We start from the raw sequence: 23,353 nt of genomic DNA on the forward strand, positions 1-23,353 counted from the left end.
GGCATTCGCCTTAGCTGCGAATTTTGCGGTACACGAACAGCACCACGATGGCGCCGATAACCGCCACCACGAAGCTGCCGAAGTTGAAGCCGTCAACCTTGCCGTAGCCGAAGAAGGTGCTGATATAGCCGCCGACCACGGCGCCGATGATCCCCAGCACGACGGTCAGAATAAAGCCGCCGCCGTCTTTGCCGGGCATGATCCACTTAGCCAAAATACCGGCGATCAGGCCGAAGATAATCCAGGAAATAATCCCCATTTACTGCTCCTTTCTTTTGTGGCTGAGAATAGCTTACTGCTGGGTGGCCGGCTGAGTATTGCCGTTCACCGCCGCATCGGTCTCTTGTTTCAACTCTTGCGCTTTGTTTTCGGCGCTGTTCTTGATGGCTTCGGTCTTCGCCTTGGCCTGTTCGGTCAGATCGTTGGCGCCGTTGATGGCGTCGTTTTTGATGGCCTTGGCCTGATCCACCAACTGCTGGCTCTGTTTGCCTGCGTCGTCTTTGATCGCGGCGGCTTTGGCCTTGGCGTCGTTGGTGATGGCGTCAGCCTGCTTGGCGGCGTCTTCTTTAATCGCCGAAGCTTTGTCTTTCAGCTGATCCGCCTGAGTGGCGGCCTCTTTTTTGATTTCATCCGCCGTCGCTTTCGCTTTGTCCGTCAGATCGTCCGCTTTTTTCTGGGCGGCGTCTTTCATCTGCTCGGCGCTGTCTTTGGCTTTATCCAGGTTGGCGTCAACCTTGGACGAGTCATCACAGCCGGCAACCAACAACCCGATAAAGGAGGCCAACAGCACTTTATTCCATACTTTCATCGTCTATATCCTTGCAGAAACCTTGTTGATGGTGATTGCATTTAGCCTACCTATACTAGGTCAGATTTTACTTAAATTACAAATTTAACCTGCGCAGGCATGGAGTTAGGGAATGATATCGGATAATTCTTGCCTCGGCGGGTGCCGCCGCCGATCAAGCGGCGCTTAGGCATTGTTCACTATTGCGGCATAAGATCCTGCCGGTTCAACAGCGCCCGTTTTCTGTGTTAAACTGCCCACGTTTTTCTGCCAGTTTTGGTTGAGGTGCTTCTCTGAATACGCCGGCACAGCTTTCACTGCCACTTTATCTTCCCGATGATGAAACTTTCGCCAGTTTTTATCCGGGCGAGAACCCATCCCTATTAGCCGCGATCCAATCCGCCGTCCGTCAGGAACATGGCAGCTATATCTATTTCTGGTCGCGTGAAGGCGGCGGGCGCAGCCATCTGCTGCATGCGGCCTGCGCCGAGCTTTCGCAGAAAGGCGAAGCGGTGGGCTATGTGCCGCTCGACAAGCGCGCCTACTTCGTGCCTGAAGTGTTGGACGGCATGGAGCAGCTGGCGCTGGTCTGCATCGACAATATCGAATGCATCGCCGGCGACGAAGAGTGGGAGATGGCGATCTTCAACCTCTACAACCGCATCCTGGAAACCGGCCGCACCCGTTTGTTTATCACCGGGGATCGTCCGCCGCGTCAGCTGAACCTGCGTTTACCGGATCTGGCTTCGCGCCTGGACTGGGGGCAGATCTACAAGCTGCAGCCGCTGTCGGACGAAGAGAAACTGCTGGCGCTGCAGCTGCGCGGCAAACTGCGCGGCTTCGAGCTGCCGGAAGACGTGGGCCGCTTCCTGTTGAAACGGCTGGATCGCGAGATGCGCACGCTGTTTATGACCCTCGATCAACTCGATCGCGCCTCGATCACCGCCCAACGCAAGCTCACCATCCCGTTCGTTAAAGAGATCCTGGGGCTGTAACGGGCTAATCTGCCTATTTTTCCGCGTGTTCCAGCAGGGAGCAGTAGTGCTCAACCTGCTGGCGTTGCCGATCGTTTCGCAGTTGCAAAGCGAGATTGATATGTTCCAGACACTGCGCATTGTCTGCAAGCCGTGGGTCGATTTTCCCCTGCTGTGCCAACCAGGCCGCCACGTCAGCCCAGCGCCACAGCGGTGAGGCGCCGCCGAGCCGTTGAATGGGGGAAGGGAAGCCGCCGGGGCCGCGAGTTCCGTCTTTTAGCATGGCGATCGCCTGACGCGACAGTTCGGTGAGCTCGGCAATATCGCTTAATCCCACCAGACTGGAGTCCACCGATATCACCTTGGCGCCGATATTTGCGGATTCAATATCGCTGATGGCGCTGCAAATCGCGTGCGCAAAGTTATCGCTTTCTCGATCGAACTCCAGGTAAACGGCTTTACCGTAGAAACAGATCAGCGCGTCATCGCATCCCGCCGCATACAGCGCATCTTCCAGCCCGGCGGTATCGGCGGTGACCCCATCCAGCGTCAATGAGAAATGATAGAGCGTCATGGTGATTCTCCGGTTATTTTTTCTGCGACAGCGCCAGGCAGTGATCGACTTTGCGCCGAATCTGTTTGGCATGTACCTCTGGGTTTTTTGGCGTGCTCCAGATGCTCATCATATGTTCTTGATGCCCGGCAAAGGCGCAATGTAGTCGGCCAAATGCGTGCCCCTTGCTGGGCCGAAAATGCCAACCCTGAGAAAGGGCGTAAGCTAATGCCGCCTGAATGTGCTTGTCTGGGTGTTTTTTCATCGCTCGTCCAGTGATGCGATCAGGGTAGGTGGGGTGTTGACGATTGTCAACGGCTGTTTCACCGAGAGATTTGGCGTTTGCGCAGCATAGCAGCGGAAGAAGACTGTGATGATGAAAAGTATTTATATAACAATTAATTAAAAATAGCCCTGTTCAGGGCTATTGGTATTTTGCGGTTCAATAAGAGATTTGCCGGACGATTACAAAATCTCCAGCACCTGCTCCGGCGGCCGGCCGATGCGCGCCTTGCTGCCTTTCACCACGATCGGGCGTTCGATCAGTTTCGGGTTCGCCGTCATTGCCGCCAACAGTTGCTCTTCGCTCAGGCTTTCGTCCGCCAGCTTCAATTCCTTGTACAGATCTTCTTTTTTGCGCATCAGCTCGCGCGCCGATGTGAAGCCCAGTTCCTTCAACAGCTTTTTCAGCTCATCGACCGTAGGGGGCGTTTCGAGGTACAGCACCACCTTGGGATCGACGCCGTGCTGTTCCAGCAGCGCCAGGGTTTCACGGCTCTTGGAGCAGCGCGGGTTGTGGTAAATCGTGACGTTTTTCATGGCGTTCATTCCTTGTTTAATCAGCTGCGCTGGTATTGGCGGAAGCGCTGTTGCAGTTGGCGCAGCTGGTCGATGCGCGCATCGTAGCGCGCCTGTTTCAGGCTGCCGAGTTTCTGCAGCGAGCTGGCATTGCTGAGCAGGCCGATAGCCTGATCGAGCCGGCCGTTCAGCGCCAGGCTTTCGGCGCGGGCCGACAGCTCTTCATCGCGCAGCCCCTGAGCGGCGCTGGCCTGCGCCAGCAGATCCCAGCCGTTCGGATCGTCCGGATGGGCAAAGGTGTAGCGGTTCAGGATCTTCGACGCCTGCGCCGGCTGGTTGCCTTCGACATAGGCGTTGGCCAGGTTGAGTTGCAGCACCGGGTTGTTGTTCTGGGCGGCGTTGGCCGCCTGCAGGCGGGCGATGGCCTGCGGCGCGCGTTTCTGGCCGAGATCGATATCGGTCATCAGGTCAATCAGCCAGACGTTTTTCGCATCCTGCGCCAGCATCGGTTGAATGATGTTGCGCGCGTCGTCGTATTTTTTCGCTTCATAGAACAGGATGGCGCGGCCGTATTTGGCGGCCGCCTGTTCGCGCACGTTCCCCTTGCTGAGCGAGCCGAGCAGCTCTTCATTCAGGCCATAGCCTTCCGAGCTGTACATGCCCAGTGCGCGCACCTTGGCCATCAGGTAATCCTGCGAAGACTGCACGATGTGTTTCTGCATCTGGTTGGCGCGGTTGCGTGCGTCGGAGAGACGGCTGTCCGGCAGCGGGTGCGTCAGCAGCATTTCCGGCGGCTTGGAGGCGTAACGCGACTGATCCGAGAGTTTCTGCAGGAAGTCGGGCATCGCTTCCGGATCGAAACCGGCGCGCTGCAGCACCTGAATGCCGATGCGATCGGCTTCCTGTTCGTTCGATTGGGTAAAGCTGATCATGCCCTGCTGGGTGCCGGCCATGGTACCGCTCAGCGCCGCCATGCCCATGGTCGGGTTGGCCATCGCCAGCAGGATGGAACCAAGCGCGCCCACCCAGGTCAACGGGGCGTTGCGTTGCTGATCTTCCATTGCGCGCGCCAGGTGGCGCTGGGTGACGTGCGAGATTTCGTGCGCCAGCACCGAGGCCAGCTGGCTTTCGTTGTCGCTGACGCGGAACAGGGCGGAATGCAGCACCACGTTGCCGCCGAAGAAGGCGAAGGCGTTGATTTCGTCGTTGCGCACCAGATAGAAATGGAACGGCGTGCGCACCGAATAGGCGCTGGCCACCAGCCGGTTGCCCAGTTGGTTGATGTATTGACTCAGTAGCGGATCGTTGATCAGCGGGGCGCTGGCGCGCAGTTGGCGCACGTAGAAGTCGCCCATCGCCAGCTCTTGTCCGATGCTCAGGGTGCCGCCGGCGGAGGTGCCCATATCCGGCAACTGGTCCTGGCTTTCCGCCTGTGCTGGCGCCAGGGCGGTGGCGTTCAACGTGCCGAGCAACAGCACCGCTAACGCGGTTTTGGTCAACCGGTTGGTCATAGTCAGGCGTTTCCCTTAAATAATCATTTCTAAGACGTCAGCAGCAGACAAGAGTTCTTTATTCCCACGGCGCGATCCGCGTGAAAGTGCGGCGGATCACAAACCGCCGCGACGGCAATCATCACATCATAGTCAGCGGCAGGCGACAAGGAAACGTTAGCCGGGGGCGAATAGGGCAAAAAAGTTTTATTTTTCATTTCGAAGGGCGTTTTCTCCGTCGGGAGCGAGACGGAACTTCAATAAAACGCGGATAAAGTTAGTCTGTGTTTTATTGACAAGATAAACGCAGACTCATATAGTCTGCGTTATTGAAGGTTTACTGACGGTCAAAAACGGACATATGGCGTACATCACAACCAGCGTTGAATATGGCATCCACTGCCTGCTGTGGCTGGTCGGCGATAACCAGCGCGCGCTCAGCAGCCGCGAACTCGCCGAACTGCAAGGGATCTCCCCCAGCTTTCTGGCCAAGATTTTCCCCAAGCTGGAAAAGGCGGGCATCGTCGCCGCCAGTGAAGGGGTGCGAGGCGGTTACCGGCTGGCCCGCCCGGCGGACGAGATCAGTTTTCTGGCAATCATCGACGCCATCGAGGGGCACAAGCCGCTGTTCGATTGCCAGGAGGTGCGCGGGCGCTGTGCGGTGTTCGATGACTCCCCGCCGGATTGGGCGATCTCCGGCAAATGCGCTATCCATGCGGTGATGCTGCAGGCGGAGAAGGCGATGCGCGATGCGCTGGCGGCGCAGACCCTCGGCGCCGTCGCCGCCCGCTTTGGCCGCAAGGCGCCGCAGGGCTTCTTCGGTGAGGTCAACCTCTGGCTCGACGAGCGCATGACGGAACGCACCGCGCGCAGCGGCAAAACGGCGCGCGCCAAGTCCTAATCGCCGCCTTTCCTTAAAGCGAAACACACTTTTTCCCGCCTCTTCGGAAGGGGCGGGCGGGCCTTCTGCACCCTGTTACGGGAGCGGAACGGCATCGTTCATCCGAAAAAACTGCGGGCAGCCTTGTCGCCCGGTTAACCCTGTATGAAGGAGTCATCCCATGACGCAGAAAATAGTGATTGCCGGTTCCGGTTTTGCCGGTTTTTGGGCCGCCGTGTCCGCCATGCGCGCCATTACCCTTGCCGGTAAGCATGACGACATCGAGGTGCTGATGGTTTCGCCGACGCCAACGGTCACCATCCGGCCACGCCTGTATGAAGCGGTGCTGGACAACATGAACCCCGACATTTCCGCGCAGCTCACCGCCGTCGGTGCACGGCACCTGGCCGGGACGGTGGAACGTATCGACGCCGCCGCCAAAATGCTCAGGGTGGCGCCGGCGGTGGGGGAACCCCTTGAGTTGGCCTACGATCGTTTGGTGTGGGCCACCGGCAGTCGGCTTTCCGTGCCTGCGGTGCCGGGCTTTGCCGAATACGGTTTCAACGTCGATACGCTGGAAAGCGCACAGCGCTTGGGCGCTCATATCAAAGCGCTGGCGGCCAAACCGTCAACGCCGGCGCGCAACACTGCCGTGGTGGTGGGAGCGGGGCTGACCGGGCTGGAGAGTGCCGCGGAGATGCCGCAGCGGCTGCGCGATGCGCTGGGGCAAAACGAGAATGTGCGCGTGGTGATCGTCGATAGCGCCCCGGAAGTGGGCGCAGGAATGGGCGCGGAGCCGGGGACGGTGATTCGCCAGGCGCTGGCGGAGTGCGGCGTGGAAGCGCGAGCCGGCCTGCGCGTTTCGGCTATCGATGCCGAGGGGGTGATGCTGTCGAACGGTGAGCGCATCGCCGCCAACACGGTGATCTTGGCGGCAGGCGTGCGTGCGCATCCGCTGACCGAGCAAATCCCCGGCGAACGTGACGCTAATGGCCGAGTGATCGGCGACGCCTTCCTGCGCGCGCCGGCGGCGGCGGGCATTTTCGTGACCGGCGATACGGTGAAAGCGGCGACCGACGATCTCGGTAACCACAATCTGATGACCTGCCAGCATGCGATGAGCCTCGGCCGCGTTGCCGGTCACAATGCGGCGGCGGAGTTAGTCGGGTTGCCGACGCACCCGTATAGCCAGCCGAAGTATGTGACCTGTCTGGATCTGGGCCCCTGGGGCGCGCTGTATACCGAAGGCTGGCAGCGCCAGGTGCGCTTTACCCGTCAGGAAGGCAAAAAGATTAAGCAGGAGATCAACACGCAGTGGATTTACCCACCGGCGGCGGATCGCGAGGCGCTGTTTGCCGTCGCCAATCCGGATTTCGTGATTGTGCCTTAAAGAAAAGAGAAAACGGGAGCGGCAACGCTCCCGTCGTCATTGGCCCAGCGGCAGGAACGAGCGCTCCGGCACCACGGTTTTCATCACCAGCGTGGAGCTCAGGCGCTGCACGCCCGGCAGAGCGGAGAGCTTCTCGTCGTAAAGCTGCTGGAAGGCGGGCAGATCGCGGGCGATCACGTGCAGCAGATAGTCCGGATCGCCAAACAGCCGCTGCGCCTGCACCACCTGGGGAATGTCCACCATGGCGTTTTCGAAGGTTTCAACGGCGCGGCGATCGCCTTCGCGCATGGTGACGAACACCAGGGCGGAAAAGTTATAGCCCAGGCTGCCGGGATCGAGCTGGGCGCGGTAACCCCTGATCACCCCGGACTCCTCTAATGCGCGCACCCGGCGGTGGCAGGGGGACACGCTCAAACCGATCCGCTCGGCCAGCTCGGTCACCGACAAACGCCCGTCGGCCTGCAGTTCAGCAAGAATCTTGCGATCAATCTTATCCATTTGGAAAAATTTCCCCGCTTATGCCGGTTTCAGGCAAGTAATTGAAAGCACATTTTAACGCCTTGAGGATATTCTTGCCATCTGTTGAACGGTTTTGACGGCCGCCGCGGCAGGCGGAGGCCGTTCTTCTTCCAAGTTCCAAGAGGAAAGCGCAATGGTTCTTTGTTCGGAATGGCGCGGCGCGTTTGAGAGGGCGCCGGCATGACGCTCGCTCTGTTCGCCGCTTTTTGGGCGGTGTCGATTTTGTTGGTGATCACGCCGGGTATGGATTGGGCCTATGTGATCTCGGCGGGCATTCGCGGGCGGGTAGTGGTGCCTGCCGTCGCCGGCTTGCTGTTTGGCCACCTGCTGATGATTGCGATCGTGGTGGCGGGCGTCGGCGCGCTGCTGGTCGGCAACCCGCTGGCGCTGACGGCGCTTACCTTGCTGGGGGCGGCTTACCTGCTGTGGATCGGTTTCAATATGCTGCTGCACCCGCCGGTGCCCGGCGCCGGCGAAGATCAGTGTTCCGATTCCTGGCTGCGCTGGGCCGGCAAGGGCGTGTGCGTCAGCGGGCTGAACCCCAAGGTGTTTCTGCTGTTTCTGGCGCTGCTGCCGCAGTTTACCGACGCCCGGGCCGAATGGTCGGTGCCGATGCAGATGCTGGCGTTGGGCGTGGTGCATTTGATCAGCTGCGGCCTGGTGTATCTGCTGGTGGGATTCGGTTCGCAGTCGGTGCTGCGCACGCGCCCGCAGGCTGCGAAGGTGGTGGGGCGCATCTCCGGCGCGGCGATGATCGTCATCGCCCTCGGGCTGCTGGCCGAGCAGGCGCTGAAATAGTGGTTCGAAAGGCCCGCTTGTGCGGGCCTGGCGGTATCAGGCTTTGACGGCGAGCAGCACCGATGAGGCTTTGATCAGGGCAATGGCGCGCGAACCGTTCTTCAGCGCCATCTCCTGCAGGCTTTCATTGGTGATCACCGACGTCAGCACAAAACCGGCATCCGCTTTGAGGTGTACGGTGCTGTTGACTGCGCCGTGCTCAACCGCAATCACTTCCCCGGCAAACTGGTTGCGGGCGGAAAAACGCAAACCGCAATCCTCTGTTGCCAGGATCACCCACGGCGCTTTAATCAGCGCGACGGCCTCTTTACCGATGGTTAACCCCAGCGACTGTTGGCTTTGTACCGTGACGATAGCCACCAGTTTTTCACCGCCCTGCAATGCGATCTCCACTTCGTCATTGACGGCGCCTTTGGCGACGGCGGACACGGTACCGGTGAATTGGTTACGGGCTGAAACGGGCATAGATTCTCCTTGAAAGGGGCAAACGGTAAAATTTTTCGCCAGCATGCACCCTAACCGCCGCGATTGCCAATACCGCGGGGAAAGAGTGTGAACAGAGAGAGCTTACTTAAAAATTAACGCCGATAGATGTCCGGCCGGGCGATCTGCCAGACAAAATCGGGACGGTTAATAGCGCTATAGCCCACTTTTTCATAGAGCCAAGGGGCGGTGCTGGTGACCAGCATGACTCGCCGCAGCGTCGCCATCAGCGGATGGGCCTGGCAACATTCCGCCAGCCACAGGCCCAGCCCGCCTTTTTGATGCGCCTCCAGCACGTAAACGTCGCACAGATAGCCGAAGGTGGCGTAATCGGTGACCAGCCGGGCGAAACCGATTTGTCTGGTGCCGTGATACAAACCGAAGCACAGGCTGTGGGCGAGGGACTGGCGAACGGTCTCTTTATCAATGCCCTCCGCCCATGACGAACGGGTCAGAAATGCATGAATGGCGTCAATATCCAGCAGGCTGGGCTCGGTGCTGACGAGATAGTCAGCACGCCGCCACTCCAGTGGGGCAGGGATTGTCATGAGGGCTCTTCTCCTGTGCAAGCGTTAAGGTCTGGGCCGCCGTTCAGGCGTGCAGTTCGGCGACCGTCATGGTGAAAATCAGCGTGTCTTCGCCCTCGTTGGCGTAACGGTGCGGGCCGTCCGTTCTGGCGACCGCCGAACAGCCTGGCGTAATCCTGAGCTCGGTTTGTTCGACGGCAAGGCTCAAGACGCCTTGTTCAACGTGCAGCAGCTCGAAGGTGCCCGCTGGATGGCCGCCCGATGCATAGGCTTCCCCCGGCGCCATTTCCCAGCGCCACAGTTCTATCATATTCGGGCCGCGGGTGCCTGCCAGCAAGCGGGCCGAGCCGCCGCGATCGCCGTGCCACAGCGTGGGAATGTCTTGGCTTTCAATCAGGTAGGCGGCGGGTGCGCGGGTCACGTTGACGATGTCCGCCACCGACAGGCCCAGCGCTGCCGCGAGTTTGCACAGGATGGCGATGCTGGGATTGGCGCTGCCTTTCTCGATCTCCACCAGCATGCCCTTGCTGACGCCCGCCCGGCGCGACAGTTCGTCCAGCGACAGCTTTTGGCTTTTTCGCTGCTGTTTGATGCGGTGTGACACCGCTTCGCTGACGGTTTGCACGTCGGCGCCGAACTCGGTCGGTCTGTTGACTTTTTCGCTCATCGGTCAATATTATGGAATAAAATGGTCAGTATAGGATTATTCAATGATTTTAGTCGATCCGTCAATCGATCCGGCCGTCGCTGCGCTGGCGCCCGGATTCCGGGCGTTAAGCATTACCGTGGCCGCGGCTCCCATAACCAACCCGGACGTGGGGGCGCTGGCGTTGGCGCAGGCCTGTCGCGCCCTCGGCGAGGAGGACGCGCCCTGGGCTGAGGCGCATCTCTCGGCCTGGCGCGATGTCTTCATGCGGTTTGGCGCCAAACCCAAGCGTACGCCCTGTTCCGCCGATGCCTTGCGCAAGCGCGCGCTGCGCGACGGCACGATGCCCAGCATCGATCCGGTGGTCGATCTCTACAACGCCGTCAGCATTCGTTATGCGGTGCCGGTGGGGGGCGAGAATATCGCGGCTTATGTCGGCGAGCCGCGGCTGATCGTCGCGGAAGGCAGTGAGCTGTTCGATACCGTCAAGGAGGGTGCGGTGATCCATGAATCGCCGGAGGCGGGGGAGGTGGTCTGGCGCGACGATCGCGGCGTGACCTGCCGCCGCTGGAACTGGCGTCAGGGCGTCAGAACCCGGCTGAGCGCCGAGGCCGAACGGATGTGGTTCATCCTGGAGAGCCTGCCGGCAATGCCGTTGGCGGCGCTGCATGCGGCGGGCGACGAATTGATTGCCGGTTTACGACAAATGATGCCCGGCGTTGCGATAGAGCAACGGCTCATCGGCTGCACCTCGTAACCGGCCTCAGCACTGGCGGCGGACCAATCCGCTGATCAAATCCAGCGCGTCGTCCGCCGCCGCGATTTCGCTCTCGCTGAGCGCCTGCCGCTCGATGAAGCTCTCGATAGCTTCCAGCAGAGAGAAGACGCTGATTTCATCCCCTATTTTCACGACTTCGCACACGCCGCGCCCAATTGCCTGGCAGATTGCCTCATCAAATTCAAATGGCTTGTTGTTCATCTCTCCCCCGACGGCATTTGGGATTATGACGACCATGTTACCGGTTTTTACACGGCGGCGGTCTGACGAAAATCCCATTTCTTTTCGTTGCTGCAGAATGGCTCACGATCGCGTGCGTTGGCGAAATTCTGATTTCCTTACGGCGGTCAGATTTCCCTTGAGACCGCCTGAGCGGCGCGGTATTGTCGCCAAATGACGACAATACCGCCTCATTGTCCGCATAAAAAATTTATGACGTTATCATCCCTTCATCCCGCTGCCGTGCGGGATTTTTTTATGAGGTTTATCTCAAAGTGCGGATAACCTCGACGCGATCGCTTGCCATGTTCTGGGAATAATCCTAGCTTGAAATAGTCATTTAGGGTTAGCAATCCCTCATGACCTCCTTGTAATACTTGATGCACCAGAACGTCTTCTCCCCCGCTTAGGCGGGGGTTTTTAATGATGTGCATCGGCAAAGGCCGTCAACGTAGAACCGACAGAGTTCGTGACGATAATCACTTCAAGCATCAAGGGACGGGACAATGAAAAATGATTTGGCGGCGGCGATCGCGATTGGCTGTGTGCTGTTGTTCGCACTGGCGGTTGGTTCGCCCCTCTCCATCAGCGCCTCGCTGTAATCTTCCACGGCCCCGTCCGGGGCCGTTCACCCAGTCTGTCGCCGCGTCTGCGGATTTTTGCGCCAATCGCTCGCCTGCGCGATAAAATCAGCCAAATCGCTGTTGATGTATGGCCAACTTTGAGTACTCTGAGTGCCTTGCACACCTCGAGTGCGCCCGTTCTATCTATGCTTTAATCAGGCCCATCACAGGAATCGCTATGCCCGCCCGCCAAATCTCGAGGAGCCCGCTCTGATGCTGGAGATGTTATTACAGTGGTACCGCCGCCGCTTCACCGATCCGCAGGCTATCGCGCTGCTGGTGATCCTGGTCGCCGGCTTCCTCATTCTCTATTTTCTGCACGGCATTCTGACCCCGTTGCTGGTCGCCATCGTGCTGGCCTATCTGCTGGAGTGGCCGACCGCGCGCCTGCAGCGCATCGGCTGTTCGCGCACCTGGGCGGCGAGTATCATGCTGCTGGTGTTCGCGGGCGTTGCCATGCTGCTGGTGTTCGTCGTCGCGCCAACCGCCTGGCAGCAGGGCATCAATCTGATGAGCGATCTGCCGGGCATGCTCAACCAGTTCTATAACTTTGCCGCGACGCTGCCGAAGCGTTATCCGGCGCTGGTGGATGCCGGCATCATCGACATGATGGCGGAAAATCTGCGCAGCCGGCTGTCCGGCATGGGCGAGTCGGTGGTGAAATTCTCGCTGGCGTCGCTGGTCGGCCTGTTGACGCTGGCTATCTACCTGATCCTGGTGCCGATGATGATGTTCTTCCTGTTGAAAGACAAAGAGCAGCTGCTGAACGCGGTGCGCCGCGTGTTGCCGCGCAATCGCGGTCTGGCGGGGCAGGTCTGGAACGAGATGAATCAGCAGATCACCAACTATATTCGCGGCAAGGTGCTGGAGATGGTGATTGTCGGCGTGGCGACCTACCTGGTGTTCGCCGTGCTGGACATGCGCTACTCGCTGCTGCTGGCGGTGCTGGTGGGTTTTTCGGTGCTGATCCCCTATATCGGCGCGGTGCTGGTCACCATACCGGTGGTGGTGGTAGCGCTGTTCCAGTGGGGCGTCGGCGCCGATTTCTGGACGCTGATCGTCGCCTATCTGGTGGTGCAGGGGCTGGACGGCAACCTGCTGGTGCCGATCCTGTTCTCCGAGGCGGTCAACCTGCATCCGCTGGTGATTATCCTGTCGGTGATCGTGTTCGGCGGAATGTGGGGCTTCTGGGGCGTGTTTTTCGCCATACCGCTGGCGACGCTGGTGAAGGCGGTGATTCACGCCTGGCCGGATGAACTGCGGGTCGAGGTGGAAGACAAGGCCGGCTGACGGAGGGAAACGAAGCGCAGCAGGCCGCTGCGCTTCGTGAGAATTACTGCTGCAGGTAGTTCAGAACGATGTCGTGGTGATTGGTGGTTTTGAAATCATCAAACACTTTTTCAATCTTGCCTTTGGCGTCGATCAGGAAGCTGATGCGGTGAATGCCGTCATAGGTCTTGCCCATGAAGGTTTTCTCGCCCCACACGCCAAACTGTTGCGATACCTGATGGTCTTCATCAGACAACAGCGTGAAGTTGAGCAGCTCCTTTTCGGCGAAGCGCGACAGTTTTTCCGGTTTGTCGGTGCTGATGCCCAGCACTTCGACGCCGGCCTTTTTCAATTCGTCCATGTTGTCCCGCAGGCCGCAGGCTTGCACGGTGCAGCCCGGCGTCATCGCCTTCGGATAGAAATAAACCAATACTCGCTGTCCCTGGAAGTCGGCCAAATTAATTTCCTCACCGTCCTGGTCAGGCAAACTAAATTTCGGCGCTGTGTCACCGGCTTTCAATGGGCTCATCACTACTCTCCATCTTTCTCATCATGCTGTGGATAGTTCACCACGCTAATACTGCCTTGCGCGTTCAATTCTGTACATAGGCGATGGAAGGCTTGCTCAATATTTGAGGCGTCCCGATCGCCGGAACTGTGGGCGGTGATTTGAATATACAGCTGCGGCGGCAGGTCGCCGTCCGCTGGCTGCGTGCGTGAGACCAGCTCGGCGATATTCATCTGGCTGGAGTCGAACAGATCGGTAAAACGTTCGATGATGTGCGGCGAGTCCTTCACCTCGACCTGAACCCACACGGTGGCCGGCATCGGCGGCCTTTCATGCGAGTTTGTGCGCTTCATCACGATCAGCAGCTCCAGCTCCGCGCCTTTTTGCGGCAGGGTGGATTCGATCAGGGTGATGGCGTTCCAGCTGCCGGACAGCAGCATGATGAACGTGAACTCCTCTCCCAGCATGGCCAGACGGCTATCTTCGATATTGCATCCGCAACTGCTGACGTGGCGGGTGATGGTATTGACGATTCCGGGGCGGTCGGCGCCGAGCGCGGTAATCACGAGATAGTGTTCGTCTGACTGAGGCAAAATGGCGCTTCCTGTCGTGCTTAATGGGGTTACCATGGTAAACATAAAAAAAACCGCCTGCCAAGCGCTTACAACGCGGTTGTGCGCTTGCTTTTGGATAGGCAGCAAAAGTACCATGAGTGACTTGTTTGTGGAGGGGACGGCCAATGTTTACGGGAAGTATTGTTGCACTGGTTACGCCGATGGACGACAAAGGTGCTGTCGATCGCGCGAGCCTGAAAAAATTGATCGATTATCATGTAGCCAGTGGCACCGCGGCGATCGTTTCCGTAGGGACCACCGGCGAGTCCGCAACGCTTGCCCATGACGAGCACGTTGACGTGGTGCTGCAGACGCTGGAGCTGGCCGACGGCCGCATTCCGGTGATCGCCGGCACTGGCGCCAACGCTACCGCCGAAGCCATCGCGCTCACCACCCGCTTCGCCAACACTGGCGTGGTAGGTTGTTTGACGGTGACGCCGTACTACAATAAGCCGACGCAGGAAGGGCTGTATCAGCACTTCAAGGCGATCGCCGAGAGCACCGAGCTGCCGCAGATCCTGTATAACGTGCCTTCGCGCACCGGCTGCGACATGCTGCCGCCGACCATCGCTCGGCTGGCGAAAATCAAGAATATTGTTGCTGTAAAAGAAGCGACGGGGAACTTAAGTCGCGTTAGTCAGATCCAAGTGCTGGTTGACGATGAAGACTTCATTTTGCTGAGCGGCGACGACGCCAGCGGGTTGGACTTCATGCAACTGGGCGGCAAAGGGGTGATTTCCGTGACGGCCAACGTGGCTGCGCGCGAGATGGCGGAACTTTGTGCGCTGGCGGCGCAGGGCAAATTCGCCGAAGCGCGCCGCTTAAATCAGCGCTTGATGCCGTTGCATCAGGATCTATTTGTAGAAGCAAACCCAATTCCGGTGAAGTGGGCCTGTAAGGCGTTGGGATTGATGGCAACCGATACGCTGCGTCTGCCGATGACGCCGTTGAGCGAAACCGCCCGCCCGGTGGTGGAGCGCGCGCTGAAAAGCGTCGGTTTGCTGTAACTCTAAGGGAAATTTGATGGCTTATTCATTGCAAAAGTCGACGGTAGCAAAAGTAGTGGGCATCTCTTTGGTGATGATGCTGGCGGCCTGCAGCAGCGATCAGCGCTACAAGCGCCAGGTCAGCGGCGACGAGGCTTACCTCGACGCGGCTCCGCTCAAGGCGCTGAACGCGCCGTCCGGCATGATCCTGCCGGTGCAGAGCGGCAACTATGACGTGCCCGCCACGACGCTGCAAGGCAACGTCGGCAAGCAACTGGACATTCGTCCGCCGGTGCAGCCGTTGGCGCTGCTGAGCGGTTCTCGCGCGCAATACGCCGGCGACAGCGGCACGCTGCTGCTGGAAAACAGCCCGCAGAACCAAAACCTGTGGTCGCGCGTCGTCAGCCTGCTGCAGACGAAGAACATCGCGATCGCTTCCCGCCAGGACGCCGGTCAGACCCTGACCACCGACTGGGTGAAGTGGAACCGTCTGGACGAAGACAACCAGTACGAAGGCCGTTATCAGATCAGCGTGCAGCAACAAGGCTACCAGCAGGCGCTGGTGGTGAAAAGCGTTGGCCTGCAGCAGCAGGGCAAGACCGAACAGGTCACCGATCAGTCTGAGATCCAGCGTTACAACGGCATGATGATCAACACCCTGATCGAAGGTCTGGACAAGCAGGACAACCTGGCGAGCAGCCAGACCGCCAGCCGCTTCGGCGCGCTGGACGTGCAGAGCGGCGCCGATGATACCGGCCTGCCGATGCTGGTCGTGCGCGGCCCGTACACCGTGGTGTGGGATCGCCTGCCGCCGGCGCTCGAAAAACTGGGGATGAAAGTGGGTGACCGCAGCCGTCCGCAGGGCACCGTCGCCGTGACCTACAAGTCCCTGAGCAGCAGCGATTGGGATGCGTTGGGCGTCAAGGATCCTGAGCTGGCGGAAGGGGATTACAAGCTGCAGGTCGGCGATCTCAACAACCGCACCAGCCTGCAATTCATCGATCCGAAAGGCAAACCGCTCACCCAGTCGAAAAACGACGCACTGGTGGCGGCATTCCAGTCTGCCTTCAGTAAAACCAGCGTTAAATAACCAAAAAGGGGCTTCGGCCCCTTTTTGTTTTGTCTATACGGTATCGTTTGCGTCGCAGGTTTGGCACAATAGTGCCCGGCACGCCAAAGAATTCATTAGGTCAATTCTATACCCCCTAATTTCGGGCCGCGCTCGGGAGACAACGGGGATACATCACTGGAGTAAGTAAGATGCAAAAGCTAGCTGAGCTGTATCGCGGAAAGGCAAAAACCGTTTACACCACCGAGAATCCCGATCTGTTGGTGTTGGAGTTCCGCAACGATACGTCAGCACTGGATGGTCAGCGCATTGAGCAGTTCGATCGCAAAGGCATGGTGAACAACAAGTTCAACCATTTCATCATGAGCAAACTGGAAGAAGCCGGCATCCCGACCCAGATGGAGCGTCTGCTGTCCGACAACGAAGTGCTGGTGAAGAAGCTGGACATGGTGCCGGTGGAATGCGTGATCCGCAACCGCGCCGCCGGTTCGCTGGTGAAGCGTCTGGGCATCGAAGAAGGTCTGGTGTTGAACCCGCCGCTGTTCGATCTGTTCCTGAAAAACGACGCCATGCACGATCCGATGGTCAACGAATCCTACTGCGAAACCTTCGGCTGGGTGAGCAAAGAGCATCTGGCGCGCATGCGTGAGCTGAGCTACCGCGCCAACGAAGTATTGACCAAGCTGTTCGACGACGCCGGCCTGATCCTGGTCGATTTCAAGCTGGAATTCGGCCTGTTCAACGGCGAAGTGGTGCTGGGCGATGAATTCTCGCCGGACGGCAGCCGTCTGTGGGACAAAAACACCCTGGACAAGATGGACAAAGACCGCTTCCGTCAAAGCCTGGGCGGCCTGATCGAAGCCTACGAAGAAGTGGCGCGCCGCATCGGCGTGAAGCTCGACTAAGCGTTGGCACCGCCATTCGGGGCGATCCGGCCGGATCGTCCCGCTGTTCTGCATTTTTCCAGAAAATTTCTACATTTCCTCCGCAGCAGACCATTTATAATGATGGATGTGAGATGACTAAAACCTATCCCACTCAGGCTTGAAGCTGCCTTTGCGCTTACCAACGCGCGGCATCTTCAACGAGCAGGGGAAATATCTGGAGTGTATTTATGCGTTGGCAAGGGCGTCGGGAAAGTGACAATGTTGAGGATCGTCGCGGGCAGTCTTCAGGTTTGGGCGGCGGTGGCGGCGGTTTCCGCGTGCCGGTGCGCGGCAAGGGCGGCATCGTCATTCTGGTGGTGGTGCTGGTGGCCGGCTATTACGGCATCGATCTGTCGCCGCTGTTGAACGGCGGTAATGTCGCTCCTCAGGGTCAACAACAGAGCGCCAGCATCAGTCCGAAAGACGATGAGCTGGCCAAATTCACTTCGGTGGTGCTGGCCTCGACCGAAGATAACTGGAAAGAGATTTTCCAGCGCATGGGCAAAACCTACCAACCGCCGAAGCTGGTGATGTATCGCGGCGTGACGCGCACCAGCTGCGGCACCGGTCAGGCGGCGATGGGGCCGTTCTACTGCCCGGGCGACAGAACGGTGTATATCGATCTGTCTTTCTATCAGGACATGAAGACCAAGCTGGGCGCCGGCGGTGATTTCGCTCAGGCCTATGTGGTGGCGCACGAAGTCGGCCACCATGTGCAGAACCTGCTGGGCATCGAGCCGAAAGTACGCCAGATGCAGCAGGGCGCCAGCCAGGCGGAAGTGAACCGCCTGTCGGTGAAAATGGAGCTGCAGGCGGACTGCTTTGCCGGCGTATGGGGCAAATACGCCGAGAAGCAGCAGATGCTGGAAGAGGGCGACCTGCAGGCGGCGCTGAATGCCGCACAGGCGATTGGCGACGATCGGTTGCAGCAACAGAGCCAGGGCCGCGTCGTGCCGGACAGCTTTACCCACGGCACTTCGCAGCAGCGCTACACCTGGTTTAAACAGGGCTTCGACAGCGGCGATCCCAATACCTGCAACACCTTCGCATCCCGTTAACACCTCACGTGCCGGAGCCTGACTCCGGCATTTTTTTCGAATTGAGATACAGCCTTATGCTACAGGCAGCGCAACAACTCATGCGGCGGCAGGGCATCCGGCGCCTGCTGGTGCTCAGCGGCGAACCCGAGTGGTGCCGCGAACAGGCGCAGCGGCTGGCGGCGACGTTGCCCGGCGACTGGCCTTGGGTCGGGGAGAATCCGCCGCCCGGTCAGGCGGCGTTGGCGAGCGGCGCGGTGCGTCAATTGCTGGGGCAGGAGCGGCTGCATGCAGTGTTCGATGCCGGTCATTCGCTGGACGTAGAGGCGTTGGCGGCGCTGTGCGGCGCCCTGCGCGCCGGCAGCTGGCTGCTGTTGTTGACGCCGCCCTGGCGGCAATGGGCTCAGTTGCCGGACGGCGACAGCCTGCGCTGGAGCGATTGCCCGCAGCCGATCACCACCCCGCATTTCATCCGCCATCTGCAGCAGCATCTGACCGACGACAGCGAAGTGACGATCTGGCGGCAGGATGAGCCCCTGACGCTGGCCGCGCTGCCGGCGCGTGAAGGGTGGCAGCCGCCGGATGGCCGGCCGACCGAGGAACAACAGGCGATCTTGACGGCGCTGCTGCAGGCCGAGTCCGGCGTGTGGGTGCTGACCGCCGCTCGCGGCCGCGGCAAATCGACGCTGGCGGGCATGCTGGTGGCGCAGTCGCCGCTGATCTGCTGGATCACCGGGCCGAGCCGCGCCGCCACGGCGGTGGCCGGAGAATGGGCGCAGGGGCGCGCGCAGTTTTGGGCGCCCGATGCCTTGTTGGCGCAGTGTCGGGAAGGCGACGTCAGCGCCGTGGGGTGGCTGCTGGTGGATGAGGCGGCGGCGATCCCCGCGCCGCTGTTGCAGCAGTTGATCGGTTATTTCCCACGCGTGTTGCTGACCACCACGGTGCAGGGCTATGAAGGCACCGGCCGCGGTTTTCTGCTGAAGTTTTGCGCCGGGCTGCCGGCCTATCAGGCGCTGAGCCTGCAGCAGCCGATGCGTTGGGCGCAGGGGGATGCGCTGGAACGGATAACGGACAATGCGCTGTTGTTCAACGAGCTGCCCGCCTGGCCGGCGGATGGCCAGGCGATCGATTACAGCCAGGCGGAACAAGGCGAGCTGTGCGCCGATCCGCAGCGGCTGGCGCGTTTCTACGCCCTGCTGAGCAGCGCGCATTACCGCACCTCACCGCTGGATTTACGCCGGCTGATGGATGCGCCCGGCATGCATTTCGGGCTGGCGCAGGCCGGTTTGGAGGTGGTGGGCGCCGTGTGGCTGGTGGAAGAAGGCGGATTGAGCGCCGAGTTGGCGCACGACGTGTGGGCCGGCCGCCGTCGGCCGCGCGGCAATCTGGTGGCGCAATCGTTGGCGGCGCATGGCGGCCAGTGGTGGGCGCCGACGCTGCGGTCTCGGCGCATTACCCGCATCGCGACGCTGCCGGCATTGCGGCGGCGGGGTATCGCGCGCCAATTGATCGAGCGGCAACGCCGCCAGGCGCAGGAGCTGGACTTCCTGTCGGTCAGCTTCGGCTATACCGAGCCGCTGTGGCGCTTTTGGCAATCCTGCGGTTTTGAGCTGGTGCGCATTGGCAGCAAGCCGGAGGCCAGCAGCGGCTGCTATACCGCGATGGCGATCTTGCCCCTGAGCGAGCAAGGAGAGGCGCTGCGGCACGCGGCACACAAGCATCTGGCACGCGACTGGCCCTGGCTGCGGCAGCGTATCGAGCTTACGCTGGCGATCCCGGGCGACGACGGCGATACGTCGCTCGGCGAAGAGGACTGGCGCGAGCTGGCCGGGTTCGCTTTTGCCCATCGGCCGCTGGAGGCCAGCCTGGGGGCGTTGCAGCGGTTACTGTTGGCCAGCAGTCTGCCGCTGCCCGCACTGCGCGGCCATCTGCAGCGGCGGCACTCTCCCGCGGAGTGCGCAGAGCGGGCGGGCGTCAGCGGCCAGAAAGCCTTGCTGCGCCACTGGCGGCACGAAACGGCGCAGGCGCTGGAACAGCTGAATGCGCAGCACTGCCGCTACTGGCGCGACTGGGCGCAGTCATTGCAATAAATTGAAGAACTTGCTCAATAAAACCCGATTTTCCCGATTTCTCAGCGGCGTATAGTGGCTGTCAGCGGTGCGGCGACGACAGTCGCTGCGTCAGGTTTGGTTACTATTAAGGAGTCATCGATGAAACATGAGCATTTCGTTGTCCAAAGCCCGGCGACCCCGGCGGCGCAGCTGATCTTGCTGTTTCACGGTGTCGGCGACAACCCGGTGGCGATGGGGGAGATCGGCAGTTACTTCGCCAAAGAGTTTCCCCAGGCGCAGGTGGTAAGCATCGGTGGCCCCGCAGCGTTTGGCAACGGCGCCGGCCGCCAGTGGTTTTCGGTGCAGGACGTGACCGAAGAGAACCGCGTGGCCCGCATCGCAGACGTAATGCCGCAGTTTGTGGCCGTGGTGCGCCATTGGCAGCAGCTGAGCGGCGTTGGCTATGCCGGCACTGCCCTGGTGGGGTTCTCGCAGGGAGCGATCATGGCGCTGGAGGCGTTGAAGGCGGAAAACCGCCTCGCCGGGCGAGTGGTCGCGTTCAGCGGGCGTTTCGCCCAGTTGCCTGAGCAGGCGTTCGGCGACAGCGTGGTACATTTGATCCACGGCGAAGAGGACGCGGTGATCGCGGTGCAGCACGCTCACGCGGCGGCGGAGGCGTTGCGGACCAACGGCGCCGATTTCACGCTGGACGTGGAACAGGACGTTGGGCATGCGATCAACCAGGGCATGATGAACGCCGCGCTGGAAAGGTTGCATTACTATGTGCCGCAGCGCTACTGGGACGAAGCCTTGTCCGGCAAGCGCGGCGAGCTGATCGCCTTCCGCTAAAAATTCAGGGCGCCGATGAGCGCCCTGATATCACTTCTTCTTCGGCCAGTCGTCTTCGTCATCCCACTGGGCGTTGTTGTCGCGGTGCGGCGGTATCTCCGGCTTGTTGGCCAGATAGCTTTTGACGTCAACGCGGCGCAGTTCCTTGATGCCGCTGACGACCATCCCCACCAGAACCAGCAGGATAATCCACCAGTAATCAGCTAACCATTGCATAGCTACTCCTTTCCTTTACTGCGTATAAAACGCGAAAAAATCGATGGCAGATGGCGTTCGAGCCATTCGGCACCGGCGACCTCCTTGTCTTGCCAGGCCGCCAGCAACAGCGCCGGCGTCAGCAAGTGTTCGGCCTCTTGCGCCAGCGGCCGGTAGCTCAGATGCCACGGCTCCACCGCCACGCCGCCGCAGTCTTCGGTGAAGGGGCGGTAGAAACCGAATTCGGCCATATGCGCCGTCAGCCACTGGTTAAGGGGAGCAAAGTAGCCGCCTTCCTCATATTCCCACGGTTCCAGCTGCAGCTTTTGCCCTTCCGGCAACAGCGACGGATCGTACACGTCCAGATCGCTGCCCCAGTGGTGGCGGCTGGCGCCCGGCAGAGCCGACCAGCGCAGGATCGCCTCACAGCGCTCGGCGGCGGACAGCGGCGCGACGTCGATCGGTTGACTGTCCTTATCTAATACTGGCCGCTGGCCGCAGAATTTGCCATTCCAGATGGCCAACTGCCGGTCAAAATCGCGGAAGGTGCTGGCGGGCTGGAGATCGAATCCCGCCGCACGCGCCGCCTGCTGCATCGCCAGAAACGCGTTGACGGCTTCCGGCTGCAGCCGATGGTTGCCGCTCAGCGGCGCCAGGTGCTCGGTCGAGCGGCCGGTGAGCATTTCTGCGTTGATCATGCGATCAATTGCTCCATGATGCGTTGATACATGCGGCTCAGTAGCTGCAGATCCGCGGCGTTGACGCATTCGTTGACCTTGTGGATGGTGGCGTTGACCGGCCCCAGCTCCACCACCTGCGCGCCCATCTGCGCGATGAAGCGGCCGTCGGAGGTGCCGCCGGTGGTCAACAGCTGCGGCGTCAATTCAGAATAGTGCTCGACGGCGTTGACCACCGCATCCACCAGCGCGCCACGCGAGGTGAGGAACGGCTGGCCGGACAGACGCCACTCGATGCTGTAATTCAGATGATGGCGTTCCAGCAGCTCTTCCACGCGCTGCTTGATCATCGCGTCGGTCAGTTCGGTGCTGAAACGGAAGTTGAACTGCACGTAGAAATCGCCTGGGATCACGTTATTGCTGCCGGTGCCGGCCTGCACGTTGGCGATCTGCATGCTGGTCGGCGGGAAGAACTCGTTGCCGCGATCCCATTCGATCGCCACCAGTTCATTGAGCGCCGGCATGGCGCGGTGCACCGGATTGTCCGCCAGATGCGGATAGGCGACGTGCCCTTGTACGCCGTGGATATGCAGGTTGGCGGTGATCGAGCCGCGACGGCCATTTTTCACCACGTCGCCGACGCGCTCGGTGCTGGACGGCTCGCCGACCAGGCAGTAATCCAGCCGTTCGTTGCGCGCCATCAGCGCTTCAACCACTTTAACCGTGCCGTGAGTGGCGCTGGCCTCTTCATCCGAAGTGATCAGAAAAGCAAGGCGGCCCCGGTGATTCGGGTTGGCGGCGACAAAGCGTTCTGCCGCCACCACCATCGCGGCCAATGACCCTTTCATATCCGCCGCGCCGCGGCCGTACAGCATGCCGTCGCGGATCGCCGGTTCAAACGGCGGGTTGTCCCAGCGCTTTTCATCGCCGGTCGGCACTACGTCGGTGTGCCCGGCAAACGCCAGGGTTTGCCCTTCGCCGCGCCAGGCCCAGAAGTTTTGGGTATCTTCGAAGTCCATTGCTTCGACGGTGAAACCGATCGCCTGCAGGCGATCGATCATCAGCTGCTGGCAGCCTTCATCATTTGGGCTGAGGGAAGGGCGTTTGATCAGTTGCTGAGCCAGTTCGATAACCGGGCAAGTCATACGGCGACCTCGGCGATAAATTGCTGGTAAGTGTCGGCGTTGAAACCGAGCAGGGTGCGCCCGTTGCCGGCGTCCAGCAACGGGCGTTTGATGATCGCCGGCTGCGCCAGCATCAGCGCGATGGCGGCGTCGGCGTTATCGCAGGCGTTGCGCTGCGCTTCATCCAGCTTGCGCCAGGTGGTGCCGCGGGTATTGAGCAGCGGCTCCCACCCCAGTTGCGCGACGAAACCGCGCAGCCGTTGTTCGTCCAGGCCGTCGGCGCGATAGTCGTGAAAATGATAGGCCACGCCCTGATCTTCCAGCCAGCGGCGGGCTTTTTTGATGGTGTCGCAGTTTTTGATGCCGTACATCGTCAGCGTTGTCTGTTGCGGTTTGTTTGCCATGGCGTAAAGCTACCTGTCTCGTCGAGTCGATACTGAGCGGCGTGGGCGATCTTTGGCCCGCTAGCCGCCCGGCGATAGCAGAGATAATGCCAGTAAAGCGGCGGCGAGATCCAGACAACGATGCGTGCGAGGTGCGATTGCGCGCCAGGGATAAGAGGTCGGCAACGTGGTTGAACGGC

The 23,353-nt window shown here is 60.3% G+C and carries 29 protein-coding genes; 12 read left to right on the forward strand and 17 right to left on the reverse strand.

Annotated features, from left to right (window positions below; genetic code table 11):
• Positions 1–10: 10 nt before the first annotated feature.
• Positions 11–259, reverse strand: coding sequence for a GlsB/YeaQ/YmgE family stress response membrane protein (locus tag ACUTQY_RS21455; protein ID WP_016926728.1), 249 nt, complete (start codon positions 257–259; stop codon positions 11–13).
• Between the two features lie 33 nt (positions 260–292).
• The gene (locus ACUTQY_RS21460) at positions 293–808 is read right to left on the reverse strand and encodes a hypothetical protein (RefSeq protein ID WP_016926729.1); all 516 of its coding nucleotides are present in this window, start codon (positions 806–808) and stop codon (positions 293–295) included.
• Positions 809–1,080: 272 nt separating this feature from the next.
• Here ACUTQY_RS21460 and hda point away from each other — a divergent pair, with 272 nt between their 5' ends.
• Positions 1,081–1,782, forward strand: coding sequence for a DnaA inactivator Hda (gene hda / locus ACUTQY_RS21465; protein WP_025159568.1), 702 nt, complete (start codon positions 1,081–1,083; stop codon positions 1,780–1,782).
• A 13-nt stretch (positions 1,783–1,795) separates the two neighbouring features.
• Here the strand turns inward: hda and ACUTQY_RS21470 are convergent, their stop codons facing one another.
• From ACUTQY_RS21470 to ACUTQY_RS21485, 4 genes are all read right to left on the reverse strand, one after another.
• Positions 1,796–2,335: a helix-turn-helix transcriptional regulator gene (locus tag ACUTQY_RS21470; protein WP_033644020.1), complete on the reverse strand. Its 540-nt coding sequence runs from the start codon at positions 2,333–2,335 to the stop codon at positions 1,796–1,798.
• Between the two features lie 13 nt (positions 2,336–2,348).
• Positions 2,349–2,579 carry a hypothetical protein gene (locus ACUTQY_RS21475; RefSeq protein ID WP_033644019.1) on the reverse strand — a complete coding sequence of 77 codons (231 nt, stop codon included), beginning with the start codon at positions 2,577–2,579 and terminating at the stop codon, positions 2,349–2,351.
• Between the two features lie 200 nt (positions 2,580–2,779).
• Complete coding sequence (gene arsC, locus ACUTQY_RS21480; RefSeq protein WP_033644018.1) at positions 2,780–3,133, reverse strand: arsenate reductase (glutaredoxin); 354 nt, start codon at positions 3,131–3,133, stop codon at positions 2,780–2,782.
• 20 nt (positions 3,134–3,153) lie between these two features.
• The gene (locus ACUTQY_RS21485; protein WP_033651532.1) at positions 3,154–4,623 is read right to left on the reverse strand and encodes a beta-barrel assembly-enhancing protease; all 1,470 of its coding nucleotides are present in this window, start codon (positions 4,621–4,623) and stop codon (positions 3,154–3,156) included.
• A 340-nt stretch (positions 4,624–4,963) separates the two neighbouring features.
• On the opposite strand from ACUTQY_RS21485, the gene ACUTQY_RS21490 reads away from it, so the two are divergent.
• Both ACUTQY_RS21490 and ACUTQY_RS21495 read left to right on the forward strand, forming a co-directional pair.
• Positions 4,964–5,503 carry an RrF2 family transcriptional regulator gene (locus ACUTQY_RS21490; RefSeq protein WP_046687616.1) on the forward strand — a complete coding sequence of 180 codons (540 nt, stop codon included), beginning with the start codon at positions 4,964–4,966 and terminating at the stop codon, positions 5,501–5,503.
• A 160-nt stretch (positions 5,504–5,663) separates the two neighbouring features.
• Complete coding sequence (locus ACUTQY_RS21495; RefSeq protein ID WP_046687615.1) at positions 5,664–6,872, forward strand: NAD(P)/FAD-dependent oxidoreductase; 1,209 nt, start codon at positions 5,664–5,666, stop codon at positions 6,870–6,872.
• A gap of 36 nt (positions 6,873–6,908) precedes the next feature.
• Here the strand turns inward: ACUTQY_RS21495 and ACUTQY_RS21500 are convergent, their stop codons facing one another.
• Positions 6,909–7,370, reverse strand: a complete 462-nt coding sequence (locus ACUTQY_RS21500) for an Lrp/AsnC family transcriptional regulator (protein WP_033644014.1) — start codon at positions 7,368–7,370, stop codon at positions 6,909–6,911.
• Positions 7,371–7,571: 201 nt separating this feature from the next.
• Here ACUTQY_RS21500 and ACUTQY_RS21505 point away from each other — a divergent pair, with 201 nt between their 5' ends.
• Positions 7,572–8,189 (forward strand): LysE family translocator, encoded by a 618-nt coding sequence (locus tag ACUTQY_RS21505; RefSeq protein ID WP_046687614.1) that lies wholly within the window; start codon positions 7,572–7,574, stop codon positions 8,187–8,189.
• Positions 8,190–8,225: 36 nt separating this feature from the next.
• Here the strand turns inward: ACUTQY_RS21505 and ACUTQY_RS21510 are convergent, their stop codons facing one another.
• The 3 genes from ACUTQY_RS21510 to ACUTQY_RS21520 form a co-directional block, all read right to left on the reverse strand.
• The gene (locus ACUTQY_RS21510; protein ID WP_046687613.1) at positions 8,226–8,654 is read right to left on the reverse strand and encodes a TOBE domain-containing protein; all 429 of its coding nucleotides are present in this window, start codon (positions 8,652–8,654) and stop codon (positions 8,226–8,228) included.
• Positions 8,655–8,767: 113 nt separating this feature from the next.
• Positions 8,768–9,220 (reverse strand): GNAT family N-acetyltransferase, encoded by a 453-nt coding sequence (locus ACUTQY_RS21515; RefSeq protein ID WP_046687612.1) that lies wholly within the window; start codon positions 9,218–9,220, stop codon positions 8,768–8,770.
• A gap of 43 nt (positions 9,221–9,263) precedes the next feature.
• On the reverse strand, positions 9,264–9,866 hold the full coding sequence (locus ACUTQY_RS21520) for an XRE family transcriptional regulator (RefSeq protein WP_046687611.1): 603 nt from the start codon (positions 9,864–9,866) through the stop codon (positions 9,264–9,266).
• Between the two features lie 43 nt (positions 9,867–9,909).
• Between ACUTQY_RS21520 and ACUTQY_RS21525 the strand changes: the two genes are divergently transcribed.
• Positions 9,910–10,602 (forward strand): B3/B4 domain-containing protein, encoded by a 693-nt coding sequence (locus tag ACUTQY_RS21525; protein ID WP_046687610.1) that lies wholly within the window; start codon positions 9,910–9,912, stop codon positions 10,600–10,602.
• A gap of 6 nt (positions 10,603–10,608) precedes the next feature.
• Here ACUTQY_RS21525 and ACUTQY_RS21530 read toward each other — a convergent pair whose 3' ends face one another.
• The gene (locus tag ACUTQY_RS21530; RefSeq protein ID WP_232096991.1) at positions 10,609–10,902 is read right to left on the reverse strand and encodes a hypothetical protein; all 294 of its coding nucleotides are present in this window, start codon (positions 10,900–10,902) and stop codon (positions 10,609–10,611) included.
• 776 nt (positions 10,903–11,678) lie between these two features.
• On the opposite strand from ACUTQY_RS21530, the gene ACUTQY_RS21535 reads away from it, so the two are divergent.
• Positions 11,679–12,755 carry an AI-2E family transporter gene (locus ACUTQY_RS21535; RefSeq protein WP_033644006.1) on the forward strand — a complete coding sequence of 359 codons (1,077 nt, stop codon included), beginning with the start codon at positions 11,679–11,681 and terminating at the stop codon, positions 12,753–12,755.
• 43 nt (positions 12,756–12,798) lie between these two features.
• Here the strand turns inward: ACUTQY_RS21535 and bcp are convergent, their stop codons facing one another.
• Together bcp and ACUTQY_RS21545 are read right to left on the reverse strand one after the other, a co-directional pair.
• Positions 12,799–13,263 (reverse strand): thioredoxin-dependent thiol peroxidase, encoded by a 465-nt coding sequence (gene bcp, locus ACUTQY_RS21540; RefSeq protein WP_033635500.1) that lies wholly within the window; start codon positions 13,261–13,263, stop codon positions 12,799–12,801.
• Positions 13,264–13,265: 2 nt separating this feature from the next.
• Entirely contained in the window at positions 13,266–13,871 is a 606-nt protein-coding gene (locus ACUTQY_RS21545; RefSeq protein ID WP_369795937.1) for a glycine cleavage system transcriptional repressor, read from the reverse strand.
• 110 nt (positions 13,872–13,981) lie between these two features.
• Here ACUTQY_RS21545 and dapA point away from each other — a divergent pair, with 110 nt between their 5' ends.
• From dapA to ypfH, 6 genes are all read left to right on the forward strand, one after another.
• Positions 13,982–14,863 carry a 4-hydroxy-tetrahydrodipicolinate synthase gene (gene dapA / locus ACUTQY_RS21550; RefSeq protein WP_033644005.1) on the forward strand — a complete coding sequence of 294 codons (882 nt, stop codon included), beginning with the start codon at positions 13,982–13,984 and terminating at the stop codon, positions 14,861–14,863.
• Between the two features lie 16 nt (positions 14,864–14,879).
• A complete protein-coding gene (bamC, locus tag ACUTQY_RS21555; protein WP_046687608.1) occupies positions 14,880–15,932 on the forward strand; it encodes an outer membrane protein assembly factor BamC in 1,053 nt (350 codons plus the stop codon).
• A 170-nt stretch (positions 15,933–16,102) separates the two neighbouring features.
• Positions 16,103–16,816 carry a phosphoribosylaminoimidazolesuccinocarboxamide synthase gene (gene purC / locus ACUTQY_RS21560; RefSeq protein ID WP_033644003.1) on the forward strand — a complete coding sequence of 238 codons (714 nt, stop codon included), beginning with the start codon at positions 16,103–16,105 and terminating at the stop codon, positions 16,814–16,816.
• Between the two features lie 209 nt (positions 16,817–17,025).
• On the forward strand, positions 17,026–17,895 hold the full coding sequence (gene ypfJ / locus ACUTQY_RS21565) for a KPN_02809 family neutral zinc metallopeptidase (protein WP_033644002.1): 870 nt from the start codon (positions 17,026–17,028) through the stop codon (positions 17,893–17,895).
• A gap of 56 nt (positions 17,896–17,951) precedes the next feature.
• Positions 17,952–19,964 (forward strand): tRNA(Met) cytidine acetyltransferase TmcA, encoded by a 2,013-nt coding sequence (locus tag ACUTQY_RS21570; RefSeq protein WP_046687607.1) that lies wholly within the window; start codon positions 17,952–17,954, stop codon positions 19,962–19,964.
• 120 nt (positions 19,965–20,084) lie between these two features.
• On the forward strand, positions 20,085–20,774 hold the full coding sequence (ypfH, locus tag ACUTQY_RS21575) for an esterase (protein WP_046687606.1): 690 nt from the start codon (positions 20,085–20,087) through the stop codon (positions 20,772–20,774).
• 30 nt (positions 20,775–20,804) lie between these two features.
• Here ypfH and ACUTQY_RS21580 read toward each other — a convergent pair whose 3' ends face one another.
• From ACUTQY_RS21580 to ACUTQY_RS21595, 4 genes are read right to left on the reverse strand one after another with little or no spacing between them, the layout of a single operon-like run.
• Complete coding sequence (locus tag ACUTQY_RS21580; protein ID WP_004941720.1) at positions 20,805–20,990, reverse strand: YpfN family protein; 186 nt, start codon at positions 20,988–20,990, stop codon at positions 20,805–20,807.
• Positions 20,991–20,992: 2 nt separating this feature from the next.
• Entirely contained in the window at positions 20,993–21,667 is a 675-nt protein-coding gene (locus ACUTQY_RS21585; protein ID WP_033643999.1) for a M15 family metallopeptidase, read from the reverse strand.
• A complete protein-coding gene (gene dapE / locus ACUTQY_RS21590; protein WP_033643998.1) occupies positions 21,664–22,791 on the reverse strand; it encodes a succinyl-diaminopimelate desuccinylase in 1,128 nt (375 codons plus the stop codon). Before dapE ends, ACUTQY_RS21585 begins: the two co-directional genes overlap by 4 nt.
• A complete protein-coding gene (locus tag ACUTQY_RS21595) occupies positions 22,788–23,174 on the reverse strand; it encodes an ArsC family reductase (RefSeq protein WP_046687605.1) in 387 nt (128 codons plus the stop codon). The genes dapE and ACUTQY_RS21595 overlap by 4 nt, the downstream gene beginning before the upstream one ends.
• Positions 23,175–23,353 lie beyond the last annotated feature (179 nt).

It is taken from the genome of Serratia sp. TSA_130.1 (genome assembly GCF_052691795.1).